This window comes from Brevibacterium renqingii (assembly GCF_017808105.1).
Taxonomy (GTDB): domain Bacteria; phylum Actinomycetota; class Actinomycetes; order Actinomycetales; family Brevibacteriaceae; genus Brevibacterium; species Brevibacterium renqingii.
In genome coordinates, this window is record NZ_JADBHF010000010.1 from 62953 (window position 1) to 75419 (window position 12467).

Genomic DNA, 12467 nt, shown 5'->3' on the forward strand with positions numbered 1-12467 from the left:
TGACGGGCTCGGAGCTTTTGGGATACTCCCCTCCGGCGCTCCAGTCTACACGGGCGCCCCGCGGCCCGATGCTCGCTGCCGCCCGCGGGCGGCTCCCCGCTCAGGCGTGGCCGGCTTCCTTCATCTGCCGCAGTTCCTGTTTGAGCTCGGAGAGTTCATCGCGCAGCCGCGCGGCGAGCTCGAACTGCAGTTCGGCGGCCGCCGAGTGCATCTGCGAGGTCAGCGATTCGATGAGCTCGGTGAGATCGGCTGCCGGCGGCCGCAGCGATCCCGACTTGTTCGCGGCTTCTCGCTGTTCGTCGCTCAGCGTCGAATTGTAGCCGCGCTTGCCCTTTCCGTAGTCGAACTCGGTGAGCAGCTCGCGGGTGTCCTCGTCCTCGCGCTGCAGCCGTTCGGTGATGTCGGCGATCCGTTTGACCAGCGGCGTCGGATCGATGCCGTGTTCCTCGTTGTAGGCGATCTGGATCGCGCGCCTGCGATCGGTCTCGTCGATGGCCGTGCGCATCGAGTCGGTGATCGTATCGGCGTACATGTGCACCTGTCCGTGCAGGTTGCGGGCCGCACGCCCGATCGTCTGGATGAGCGAGGTCGAGGACCGGAGGAAGCCCTCCTTGTCGGCGTCGAGGATGGCCACGAGGGACACCTCGGGCAGGTCGAGGCCCTCGCGCAGCAGGTTGATCCCGACGAGGACGTCGAACTCGCCGGCGCGCAGTTCGGTGAGCAGTTCGACGCGACGGAGGGTGTCGACGTCCGAGTGGAGGTACTGGACGCGGATCTCGTGTTCGAGCAGATAGTCGGTGAGATCCTCGGCCATCTTCTTCGTCAGGGTGGTCACGAGCACACGTTCGTTCGCATCGACCCTGGTTCTGATCTCGTCGAGCAGATCGTCGATCTGTCCCTTCGTCGGTTTGACCTTGATCTCCGGATCGACGAGTCCGGTGGGTCGAATGATCTGCTGGACGTAGCCGTTGGAGTTTCCGAGCTCGAAGTTGCCGGGCGTGGCCGACAGGTAGACGGTCTGGCCGACGCGTTCGCGGAACTCGTCGAACTTCAGGGGCCTGTTGTCCATGGCGCTGGGCAGACGGAATCCGTGTTCGACGAGTGTGCGTTTGCGAGACATGTCGCCCTCGTACATGCCGCCGATCTGCGGGACGGTGACATGGGACTCGTCGACGACGAGCAGGAAGTCTTCCGGGAAGTAGTCGAGCAGACAGTTCGGCGCCGATCCGGGGTCACGGCCGTCGATGTGACGTGAGTAGTTCTCGATGCCGGAGGTGAAGCCCATCGACTCCATCATCTCGAGGTCGTAGCTCGTGCGCATCTTCAGCCGCTGGGCCTCGAGGAGCTTGTTCTGCGACTCGAATTCGCTCAGCCTGTGCTGGAGTTCCTCTTCGATGCCGCTGATGGCCGTGGCCATCCGGTTCTCACCGGCGACGTAGTGGCTGGCCGGGAACACATGGATAGTGTCCTCGTCGCGCACGATCTCACCGGTCAGCGGGTGCAGCGTCTGCAGACTTTCGATCTCGTCGCCGAAGAACTCGATCCGCAGGGCCAGCTCCTCGTACTGCGGGATGATCTCGACGGTATCTCCGCGGACGCGGAAGGTGCCGCGGGTGAAGGCCATGTCGTTGCGGGCGTACTGCATGGACACGAAGCGTTTGAGGAGCTCGTCGCGGTCGCACTCGTCGCCCTTGTGCAGGGTGACCATCCGGTCGACGTACTCCTCGGGGGTGCCGAGGCCGTAGATGCATGAGACCGTCGAGACGACGACGACATCGCGCCTCGTCAGCAGCGAGTTCGTCGCCGAGTGGCGGAGCCGCTCGACCTCGTCGTTGATCGAGGAGTCCTTCTCGATGAAGGTGTCCGTCTGCGGCACATACGCTTCGGGCTGGTAGTAGTCGTAGTAGGAGACGAAGTACTCGACCGCGTTGTGCGGCAGCAGCTGACGGAACTCATTGGCCAGCTGCGCGGCCAATGTCTTGTTCGGAGCCATGATGAGGGTGGGACGTTGGACCTGCTCGATCAGCCACGCGGTCGTCGCGGACTTGCCCGTGCCGGTGGCGCCGAGCAGCACGATGTCCCTCTCCCCCGCGTCGAGCCGTTCGGAGATCTCCTGGATCGCAGTCGGCTGGTCGCCGGAGGGCGAGTATTCGGAGACGACCTCGAAGGGCGCCACCTCTCGGGTGACGTCGGGACGGTGGCCGATCGCGGGCAGGGGGCGTGCTGAGCTCATATCCCCACACTAACCCTCGGCCCTGACATTGGGCAGTCGCGATCTCCGGACTCGGTCAGGCGAAGCTCTCCGGCACCAGCCGCTGACGCATCCGGAGGAAGTACGGCTCCTTCGCGTCGGCATAGGCATTCGTCGTCTCCGCCTCCGTGTCCGTCGCTTCGCCGATCCGTTCGATGAGCTCGCGTTTGAGCTCGAGGTAGCGCTCCCTCTCCCCTGCATCGGTGCGCAGCAGGCTCCGGAAGGCTCGGGCGAAGCGGGCACCGACGGAGTCCTCGGTGCGCACGTGGAGGTTGACTGCGCGGCCCGGGTCCGAATTCTTGTGGAACCATTTGCCCTCGGACCCGCCCTCGCCGAGGTGGTCGGTCAGTTCCCCACCCGGGTACCCGAGCTCTGCCAGGCGGGGTGCAAGCCGTTCTGCAGTCGCGAGATCAGGCACGAGGAGCTGGAGGTCCACGACGTCCTTGGCCGGAAGGCCCGGCACCGAGGTCGAGCCGATATGCTCGACGGCGAACTCCGCGTCGGTTCCGTGCCTCAGCTTCGCCATCACCCGCTCGGCCTCACCAGCCCAGTCCTTGTCCGCGGGGTCAGTGAGCTCGAGCCGGCCGCGCGGAGCCGGACGCCGCTGGGACAGGTTCGCGGCGAAGGGCCCGATCCGGTCGTCGATGAGCTCGCGGACTCTGTCGCGAGTGGACTCGATCGGACCAGAATTGTCGATGATGACATCGCATGCCGCTCGTCGTTGCCAGTCTTCGGCTTGGCGGGTGATCCGCGCTTCCGCATCATCGCGATCCATGCCGCGGGAGTCCATCAGCCTGCGCAGCCGCACTTCGGCGGGCACGTCGACGAGGAGGTTGAGATGGTAGGCAGGCGTCATCGAGTTCTCGACGAGCAGCGGGACGTCGTGGACGACGATCGCAGCCTCGGCATGTCGGGCGAAGTGTGCGGCCGTGCGGTCCCTGATCGCCGGGTGCATGAGCCCGTTGAGCCTGGCCGTGCTCTCGGCGTCGGCGAAGGCCGCTGCTGCGAGTCGGACCCGATCGAGTCCTCCCTCGGCGTCGATGATCTCCGGGCCGAAGGCCTCGGCCAGTCGGGGCAGCAGCGGCTCGCCGGGGGCGACGACTTCGCGCGCGATCCTGTCGGCGTCGATGAGCACTGCCCCGTGTTCGACGAGCATCTCGGACACGGTTGACTTGCCGGCGCCGATTCCGCCGGTGAGACCGATTCTCAGCATGGGCTCATCCTACTGATCGAGCCGGTAGACCAGCACGCCCTCGTCGGCGAATTCCGGATCTCCGACTGCCTCATCGAGGAATTGCGCGTAGGCTCCCTCCCCGCCGGGCAGAAGCGGGGCCTCGGGCACCAGCACGATGAAGTCGACTCCCGCCGCGCGCAGGTCCGCGATCGCCGCGGCGGTCTCGGGGCTCTTCGGGTCGGGCAGATCCGCGCCGTCGAAGACGGACGCGTGGAGCAAAGCGTCGAGGCTGTCCTCGGGGGCGGAATAGATCACGGGGGCGTCCGCGCCGGAACCGATGAAGTAGCCGCCGGTCTCCCGGTAGCGGAAGCCGCTCACCGCCTGCCACACCATCGCCTCGTCGGCATGCGGTTCGGCCCAGGCCAGCGGACGGGGCAGGGTCTTGACGGTGGATCCGGGCGGGATCACCTCGGCGACGGATTCTGTGTAGAACTCGGGCACCGTCACCTCGCGCGCGGTCTGGGGACCGGGGACGACGCATACGGCGGCGAGCACGAGCAGCCCGATCAGCAGTCGGGCACGCAGCAGCCGACGGTGGGCCCACGCCCAGTCGAGCCCGATGCCGAGGACGGCGAAGAGGGCGATGGTCGAGTGGAGGACCAGTCGCATGGGCAGGATGTTGTTGAGCACGGGGACGGCTTCGATGAGGGCGAATGGCCCGCTCCCGGCGATCACGCGCCCGCCGAGGAGGATCGGCGAGCCCAAGGCGAGGGAGAAGACGAGCAGGCCTGTCGCGGCCGCGATGCGCAGGGCCGAGCGGTGCCGGGAGCGGCGACCGAGGCCGATGAGGATGACGACCGCGGCCAGCAGTGCGGGCGCGCCGACGTATGCGCCGAGTTCGGCGGGGTCGATGTCCATCACGCGCGGCAGCGGGGAGACCCCTGCACTCAGCCAGGCGGGGGCCGCGGGCAGGACGGGGTCGAGCAGATCGGTGTTCCAGACGCCGTGGGGACGCAGCGTCCCCGCGGGCGCGTTCGCCCCGGTCATGGTCTTGAGCAGCGGCGCCGCGCAGAGCAGTGCCACCGCTCCGGCGATGAGCGAGCCCGATCCCAGCTTCATCCACGAGTGCATGGTCAGCATCCGGCGGGCGAATGCTGCGAGGCAGAGGAGGAAGCAGAGAGCCGCGAGGAAGGTCCCGGCCAGCACCTCGGTGGAGACATAGAACTGGAAGCCGAGCAGCAGGCCGAAGCTGAGGCCGATCGACCACACACGGCGACTGCGCCAGAGCACGGACGATGCGAAGGAACGGGAGGTGCTCGCCGACTGCCCGGCCCCGCGGGCGGAATCGAACCGAGTGTCGGCCTGCCCGCGACCGGAGCCGCCGAGGCCGAGGAGGGCGAGGATCGCCGCGGCGGTCAGGGGCGGTGTGACGGCGAACGCGAGATTCGGGTGGCCGCCGAGCTGTGCGATGACGTAGCTCGAGAAGCCGACTCCGCCGGCGGCGATGAAGGCCGGAAGCCGGTGGAGGAAGCGGCGGAAGAGCACCGCGACGGCCAGGCTGTTCAGGACCGGGATCGTGAGGATGAGCAGGTTGTAGCTGACGATCGGACCCGCCAGCCAGGTGAGAGGGGCGAGGAGAAGGGCGATGCCGACCATCGAGGTGTTCCACGCGCCGTTGACTCCTCCGCCGAGCGCATTCATCGAGTCCGTGAATAGGAGACCGCCGGTTTCGCCGTGTCCGAAGCCGAGGCGGTCGGCAAGCACCTGAGCACCGTGTCCGAGCCACCACACGAAGAGGGAGGTGTCATCGTTGTCGGCGACGACCACCTCGCCGGGGCGTGCCGCGACGGAGCCGAATACGGTGAGGCTGACCAGGGACAGCAGCACCGTGAACCACAGCCAGGGGCGCAGCCTCTGCAGCGGCGTGCCGGTCGTGGGGGCATATACAAAGGGCTCCCGGCCTTCCGACCGGGAGCCCCTGTGATGGCTGCTATCAGCTGCCTGCAAGCTTCTCACGCAGGGCTGCGAGAGCTTCGTCGCTGGCCAGCGTACCTTCGTCGCCCGCCTCTTCCGAGGAGTACGATCCGGTGGCCGGAGCGGCATCGGCAGAACCGACGGCATCGGCTGCGGAGGCCTCGGCGTCCGCTGCGATGGCCTTGGCGACCTGCTTCTTGTGCTCTTCCCATCGTTCCTGAGCGGCGGCATACTGCTGCTCCCAGGCCTCGCGCTGCGCCTCGTAGCCCTCGACCCATTCGTTGGTCTCGGGGTCGAAGCCCTCGGGGTACTTGTAGTTGCCGTCCTCGTCGTACTCCTGCGGCATGCCGTAGAGAGCGGGGTCGAGGAACTCCTCGGCCTCGGGATCGACGCCCTCGTTGGCCTGCTTCAGCGACAGCGAGATGCGGCGGCGTTCGAGGTCGATGTCGATGACCTTGACGTAGATGGTCTCGTCGACCGAGACGACCTGCTCGGGCAGATCCACGTGGCGCACAGCCAGCTCGGAGATGTGGACGAGGCCTTCGATGCCGTCCTCGACGCGCACGAATGCGCCGAAGGGAACGAGCTTGGTGACCTTGCCGGGCACGATCTGTCCGATGACGTGGGTGCGGGCGAAGTGCTGCCAGGGATCTTCCTGGGTGGCCTTGAGCGAGAGCGAGACGCGCTCGCGGTCCATGTCGACGTCGAGGACCTCGACGGTGACCTCGTCGCCCACGGTGACGACCTCACCCGGGTGATCGATGTGCTTCCACGACAGTTCGGAGACGTGGACGAGTCCGTCGACACCACCGAGGTCGACGAAGGCACCGAAGTTGACGATGGAGGACACGACACCGGGACGGACCTGGCCCTTCTGCAGGGTCTGCAGGAAGTCGTGGCGGACGGCCGACTGGGTCTGCTCGAGCCAGGCACGACGCGAGAGGACCACATTGTTGCGGTTCTTGTCGAGCTCGATGATCTTGGCCTCGACCTGCTGGCCGATGTAGGGAGCGAGGTCGCGGACGCGACGCATCTCGACCAGGGAAGCGGGCAGGAAGCCGCGCAGTCCGATGTCGACGATCAGGCCGCCCTTGACGACCTCGATGACGGTGCCGGTGACGACGCCGTCGTCTTCCTTGATCTTCTCGATGTCGCCCCAGGCGCGCTCGTACTGCGCACGCTTCTTCGACAGCATGAGACGACCCTCTTTGTCCTCCTTCTGGAGCACGAGGGCTTCGATCTCGTCCCCGACCTCGACGACTTCGCCGGGATCGACATCGTGCTTGATGGAAAGCTCACGTGCGAGGATGACGCCTTCCGTCTTGTATCCGATGTCAACGAGGACCTCGTCACGGTCAACCTTGACGACGGTTCCTTCGACGATGTCACCATCGTTGAAGTACTTGATGGTCTCGTCGACGGCGGCGAGAAAATCCTCAGCGGTTCCGATGTCGTTGACAGCGACCTGCTTCGGCTGCACCGATTCCGGCGTGGTGGTGGTCATATAGGTAGGGACTCCGATGGAATATTGGTCCAGATCCGGTACTCTGTCGGCAGGTCAGTAAGTCTTGCCGCAGTTGACGGATCCGGTCTCGATTGCGAATTTGGACTTGCATGCACAGGCGCATACGGTTGTCAATGCTAGCACCAACACGGGCGTGAATGCACGCCGAGGATCCGATTTTTCAGCACCCGCGGCTACGGAGGAACGATGAGCGAGGGAACCGACGGAGCCGAGGTCATCAGCGGCGGGTATCTGCCGATCGACGAAGAGGCCTCTGTCCGGGCCAATCGCAGCTATTGGGACAATTCCGCAGAGGAGTACCTGGCCGAGCACGGCACGTTCCTCGGAGCCTCGGATTTCATCTGGTGTCCGGAGGGAATTCACGAGTCCGACGTCCGCCTCCTCGGCGATGTCGACCGCCGGCAGGTCCTCGAGGTCGGCTGCGGTGCCGGCCAGTGCTCCCGGTGGCTCGCCGAGCAGGGCGCCATCACCACCGGCGTCGATGTCTCGGCCGGAATGCTCGAACAGGCATCACGCCTGCAGCGGGAGCATCCCCTGAGCTCCGCGGCCACTCCCCCGACGTTCCTCCTCGCCGATGCCCGCCAGCTGCCGTTCGCGTCGAACAGCTTCGATGTCGCCTTCTCCTCCTACGGCGCACTCCCCTTCGTCAAGGACGCCGAGGTGGTGTTCGCCGAGGTCGCCCGTGTCGTGCGTCCCGGAGGGCACTGGGTCTTCTCGACCACGCATCCGATTCGCTGGATGTTCCCGGATGTGCCCGGCGAGGCCGGCCTGACGGTGGAGTACTCGTACTTCGACCGCACCCCGTACGTCGAACTGTCATCGGCCGGTCAGCCCGTCTACGCCGAACACCATCGGACGATGAGCGACTGGGTCCGCCTGCTCGTGAGCGCCGGATTCACCATCGACTCGGTGACCGAACCCGAATGGCCCGAGGGCAACCACACCGCCTGGGGCGGGTGGTCGCCGCTGCGCGGAGCCCTCATGCCGGGCACTGTGATCTTCTCGACCACGCTGCACAAGGACTGAGGACTCGCCGGCGCTCCGCTCAGTGGGCGGCGGCGTGCCAGGAGATTCCGGTGCCGACGTTGACGTCGAGCGGCACGTCGAGTTCGAAGGCCGACCCCATCTCCTCGGTGACGATCGCCGTCACCTCGTCGACTTCCTCCGGGTGGAGGTCGACGATGATCTCGTCATGGACCTGCAGGAGCATCGGGGAGCGCAGACTCTCGAGGCGGTCGGCGACCTTGAGCATCGCGATCTTCATGATGTCCGCGGCCGAACCCTGGATCGGAGCGTTGAGCGCCGCCCGCTCGGCCATGTCCCGCAGCTGTCGTCGATCGCTGTGCAGAGCCGGCAGGTAGCGCCGACGTCCCATGATGGTCTCCGTGTATCCGTTCGCCCGGGCCTGCTCGACGATCTCGTCGAGATAGTCCTTGACCGCACCGAAGCGTTCGAAGTACTGCTCCATGAGACCCTTGGCCTCGTCGACACCGATCGCCAGCTGTCTGGAGAGCCCGTAGGCGGACAGTCCGTAGACGAGGCCATACGACATCGCCTTGACCTTCGAACGCATCTCGGAGTCCACCTCGTCGATGCCGACGCCGAACACCTTCGACCCGACGTAGGAGTGCAGGTCCTCGCCGTCCTTGAATGCCTGGATGAGTGCGGCATCGCCGGACAGATGCGCCATGATGCGCATCTCGATCTGCGAGTAGTCGGCTGTGAGCAGGCGACCTCCTGTGACGCCGGGATCGGCGATGAAGATCTCTCGGATGCGACGACCGGATTCGGTGCGGACGGGAATGTTCTGCAGGTTCGGGTCGAGCGAGGACAGCCGACCGGTGGCGGCGACCGTCTGCTGGTAGGTCGTGTGGATGCGACCGTCGTCGGCGACGGTCTTGAGCAGTCCGACGACGGTCTGCTTGAGCTTCGTCGAGTCCCGGTACGCCAGGAGGTGCTGGAGGAAGGGGTGTTCGGTCTTGACGAAGAGTTCGGCCAGCGCATCGGCGTCGGTCGTGTAACCCGTCTTCGTGCGCTTCGTCTTGGGCATATCGAGTTCGTCGAAGAGCACGGCCTGCAGCTGTTTCGGCGATCCGAGGTTGACCTCATGGCCGATCGCCTCGTAAGCCTGCTGTGCGCTGGCCTCGGCCTGCCGGGTGAATTCCCCGATGAGGCCGGACAGGCCGTCCTCGTCGACGGCGATGCCTCTGAGCTCCATTCGAGCGAGCACCGGCACGAGCGGCAGTTCGATCTCGCGGTAGACCCGGGTCATGTTCGCATCCTCGACGGCCTTCGCCAGCACATCGTGGACTTCGAGCAGCGCTGCGGCGCGCTGCCCGTGCGTGCTCACGGTCGCATCGGAGTCGAGGTCGAGCGCGAGTTGCCCCGAATCGGCCGCGGGTTCGCCGAGGTCGATTCCGGCGCGTTCGGAGGCGATCTGTCCGAGTTCGTAGGAGCGGGCGTCGGGAACGAGGAGGTAGGCGGCGAGTGCTGTGTCCCCGCCGATGTCGGTCACTGAGAGGCCGATCGATTCCCAGGCCTTGATCTGCAGCTTCGCACTGTGGAGGATGAGCGAGCGTCGGGCCAGGGCGGCGCCGAGCTCGATGATCGATGCTTCGCTCGCCTCGGCGAGGTCGACGACCCAGGCCTGAGCGGGTTCGGCGGAGACCGCGAGGACTCGCGCGTCGCCGTGGCCGAGCTCGAACCGCGCGTCGGAGTCGAGCGCCAGCACGTCGTGGTCGGCGATGTTCGCCAGCAATGTGTCGACGCCGACGGACTCGACAGCGGTTTCGCGGGCCGGCATGTCTTCGGTCTCGGCGGCGTCCGGGAAGATGGCGGCCAGTCGCTTGCCCAGGGCTTGGAACTCGAGCTGGTCGAACAGGCTGGACAGTTCTGCGGGATCGCCCTCGCCCCAGCCGAGATCGTCGAAGCTCAGCCCGAGGTCGACGTCGTCGAGGAGACGGTTGAGACGGAAGTTCCGCTCCACCTCGGCGAGGTGGTCGCGCAGCTTCTGCCCGACCTTCCCGCCGATCGAATCGGCGTTGTCGAGGACCCCGCGCAGGTCCCCGTGAGCGGCGATCCACTTCGCCGCGGTCTTGTCCCCCACGCCGGGGACTCCGGGCAGGTTGTCGGCCTTCTCACCGACGAGCGCTGCCAGCCCCCGGTAGTTCGCGGGACTGACGCCGTACTTCTCCTCGATGGCCGCGGGCGTCATCCGGTTGAGGTCGCTGACTCCGCGCTTGGGATAGAGGATCGTCACCGTTTCGGATGCGAGTTGGAAGGAGTCCTTGTCCCCGCTCATCACTGCCACGGCTGCGCCGGCTTCGGTGCCGATGCGCGTCATGGTCGCCAATGCGTCATCGGCTTCGAACCCCTCCTTCGTCACGACCGTGATGCCCATGGCCAGCACGATGTCCTTGATGAGGTCGATCTGGGAGTGGAACTCAGGCGGGGTCTTGGCCCGACCGGCCTTGTATTCGGCATACTCCTCGAGGCGGAACGTCTGCCGACCGAGGTCGAAGGCGACCGCCACATGGCTCGGTGCTTCGTCGCGGAGGACGTTGATGAGCATCGAGATGAAGCCGTAGATGGCGTTCGTCGTCTGCCCCGTGCTGGTGGAGAAGTTCTCCACCGGGAGGGCGTGAAAGGCCCGGTAGGCAAGGGAGTGTCCGTCGATGAGCAGGAGGGATTCGTTTGAGTGACTCACATGGCATAGCCTAGCGTTCGAACCTGACTCGAAGGAGAACCGATGCTGCGTCCCGAAGTTTCCCTGACCTCGCACACGCCCGCCGACCAGATCGAGCGGCTGCTCGAGCAGCTGCGCTCACCGGGAGCGGGCGGCGACCTGGCGGGGAAGATGGGCATCGAGTTCGTTGAGCTCGGTCACGGTCATCTCACCGCCACCGCTCCTGTGCAGGGCAATACTCAGCCGATGGGACTCTTCCACGGCGGGGCTCATGTCGTGCTCGCCGAGTCGTTGGCCTCGATGCATTCCTACCTGCTCGCGGGCGGGAAGGGCGTCGTCGGCGTCGACCTCAACGCCACGCATCTGCGTGCGGCTCGTGAGGGTGTCGTCACCGGCCGCGCCGAGGTGCTCCACCAGGGACGCACGATCGTCTCGCACGAAGTGAGGATGACGGATGCGTCGGAGCGCCTGCTCTCGATCGTGCGGATCACGAATATGATCCTCAGGACCGAGGCGAAGTAGCCGGCGGCCGAGGCACCGGCGACGGCTGCGGCGGCCGACCGACCACGATGGTGGACGCGCGGCGCCAGCCGACGAAGGAGGGCCCCGACTGCTGAGCAGTCAGGGCCCTCGACGGACGTGGGGTGGGCTACTTCTTCGAGCCGATCTGATTGAGAACGGTCTCGGCGACCTCGCGCATGGTCAGTCGGCGATCCATGGAGGTCTTCTGGATCCAGCGGAAGGCCTCGGGCTCGCTCAGGCCCATCGAGGTCTGCAGCAGGCTCTTGGCGCGTTCGACGAGCTTGCGGGTCTCGAAGCGCTCGGTGAGATCGGAGATCTCAGATTCGAGGGAGCTGATCTCCGCATGGCGCGAGAGCGCGATCTCGAGCGCCGGAATGAGATCGGCCGAGGTGAACGGCTTGACCACATAGGCCATCGCACCGGCGTCACGGGCGCGCTCGACGAGTTCCTTCTGCGAGAACGCGGTGAGCAGCACGACCGGGGCGATGCGGGCGCGGGCGATGCGCTCGGCCGCGGAGATGCCGTCGAGGATCGGCATCTTGATGTCCATGACGACGAGATCGGGACGGAGCTCCTCGGCCAGGCGGATGGCGGACTCACCGTCGGCGGCCTCGCCGACGACGTCGTAGCCGACCTCGCGCAGCATTTCTACGATATCGAGACGAATCACTGCCTCGTCTTCGGCCACGACGACGCGGCGGACCGGCACGGACTCATCTGCAGTTGACTGTTCGCTGTTTGAAAGCACGGCACCAGTCTAGACCAGGCCCGGCTCCTCCTGACCAGCGGGCGGGAAAGTTTCTTCTGTGAGGGTGGCCACCAGCGGTGACCACGGCCACCGGCGCACTGCTGCCGCTCGACGGATTGTGCAATCCCAGACGCCTGGCAGTAGAATCATCCACGTCGCGTGGCGGCCTTCGAACGGGCGCCGGTGCGAGCCGGATTGGCGGAATCGGTAGACGCGGTGCACTCAAAATGCATTGTCGAAAGACGTGCGGGTTCGAGTCCCGCATCCGGTACGGAACCCTGAGCCGCGGCCTCGACCAGGTCGCGGCTCAGTCGTCTTCGCGGCGAGCCCCGCGCCGCTTTCCCGCAGCACTCAGCACTTCCCCCGTTTCTCGCGCCCGCAGCCCTCAGCACTCCTCCGCCCCTCGCGCCCGCGGGGTTCCTGCACGCTCCCTGCGCCGTCTGTGGTCACGGAACCGAGGAGAATCCGCCGAATCGCGGCCATTTCCTCGGTGCGCTGACCACAAACAGTGCTCGACTGGGCGGCGGCTCGCAGGAGCACAGGCGAGGGAGCCGCAGATCCCGACAGTCCGGTCGTCCTCACCGCGCA

The 12467-nt window shown here is 66.3% G+C and carries 8 protein-coding genes and 1 tRNA gene; 3 read left to right on the forward strand and 6 right to left on the reverse strand.

The window, feature by feature from the left end:
* Positions 1 to 100 precede the first annotated feature (100 nt).
* Genes uvrB through rpsA form a run of 4 tightly spaced genes read right to left on the reverse strand, consistent with a single transcriptional unit; the run spans position 101 to position 6903 of the window.
* On the reverse strand, positions 101 to 2233 hold the full coding sequence (gene uvrB, locus IHE57_RS11570) for an excinuclease ABC subunit UvrB (protein ID WP_246475831.1): 2133 nt from the start codon (positions 2231 to 2233) through the stop codon (positions 101 to 103).
* A 55-nt stretch (positions 2234 to 2288) separates the two neighbouring features.
* Positions 2289 to 3464 carry a dephospho-CoA kinase gene (coaE, locus tag IHE57_RS11575; RefSeq protein ID WP_209373129.1) on the reverse strand — a complete coding sequence of 392 codons (1176 nt, stop codon included), beginning with the start codon at positions 3462 to 3464 and terminating at the stop codon, positions 2289 to 2291.
* Between the two features lie 9 nt (positions 3465 to 3473).
* On the reverse strand, positions 3474 to 5441 hold the full coding sequence (locus tag IHE57_RS11580; RefSeq protein WP_366933934.1) for a hypothetical protein: 1968 nt from the start codon (positions 5439 to 5441) through the stop codon (positions 3474 to 3476).
* The gene (gene rpsA, locus IHE57_RS11585) at positions 5419 to 6903 is read right to left on the reverse strand and encodes a 30S ribosomal protein S1 (RefSeq protein ID WP_209324842.1); all 1485 of its coding nucleotides are present in this window, start codon (positions 6901 to 6903) and stop codon (positions 5419 to 5421) included. The genes IHE57_RS11580 and rpsA overlap by 23 nt, the downstream gene beginning before the upstream one ends.
* 207 nt (positions 6904 to 7110) lie before the next feature.
* Here rpsA and IHE57_RS11590 point away from each other — a divergent pair, with 207 nt between their 5' ends.
* Positions 7111 to 7950 (forward strand): class I SAM-dependent methyltransferase, encoded by an 840-nt coding sequence (locus tag IHE57_RS11590; RefSeq protein ID WP_209373131.1) that lies wholly within the window; start codon positions 7111 to 7113, stop codon positions 7948 to 7950.
* Positions 7951 to 7969: 19 nt separating this feature from the next.
* On the opposite strand, the gene polA is transcribed toward IHE57_RS11590, so the two are convergent.
* The gene (polA, locus tag IHE57_RS11595; RefSeq protein WP_209373133.1) at positions 7970 to 10630 is read right to left on the reverse strand and encodes a DNA polymerase I; all 2661 of its coding nucleotides are present in this window, start codon (positions 10628 to 10630) and stop codon (positions 7970 to 7972) included.
* 42 nt (positions 10631 to 10672) lie between these two features.
* Here polA and IHE57_RS11600 point away from each other — a divergent pair, with 42 nt between their 5' ends.
* Complete coding sequence (locus tag IHE57_RS11600) at positions 10673 to 11131, forward strand: PaaI family thioesterase (RefSeq protein ID WP_209373141.1); 459 nt, start codon at positions 10673 to 10675, stop codon at positions 11129 to 11131.
* 127 nt (positions 11132 to 11258) lie between these two features.
* Here IHE57_RS11600 and IHE57_RS11605 read toward each other — a convergent pair whose 3' ends face one another.
* Positions 11259 to 11879, reverse strand: coding sequence for an ANTAR domain-containing response regulator (locus IHE57_RS11605; RefSeq protein ID WP_425491447.1), 621 nt, complete (start codon positions 11877 to 11879; stop codon positions 11259 to 11261).
* Positions 11880 to 12068: 189 nt separating this feature from the next.
* Between IHE57_RS11605 and IHE57_RS11610 the strand changes: the two genes are divergently transcribed.
* Positions 12069 to 12150: transfer RNA gene (locus IHE57_RS11610), tRNA-Leu, on the forward strand.
* Positions 12151 to 12467: the final 317 nt, after the last annotated feature.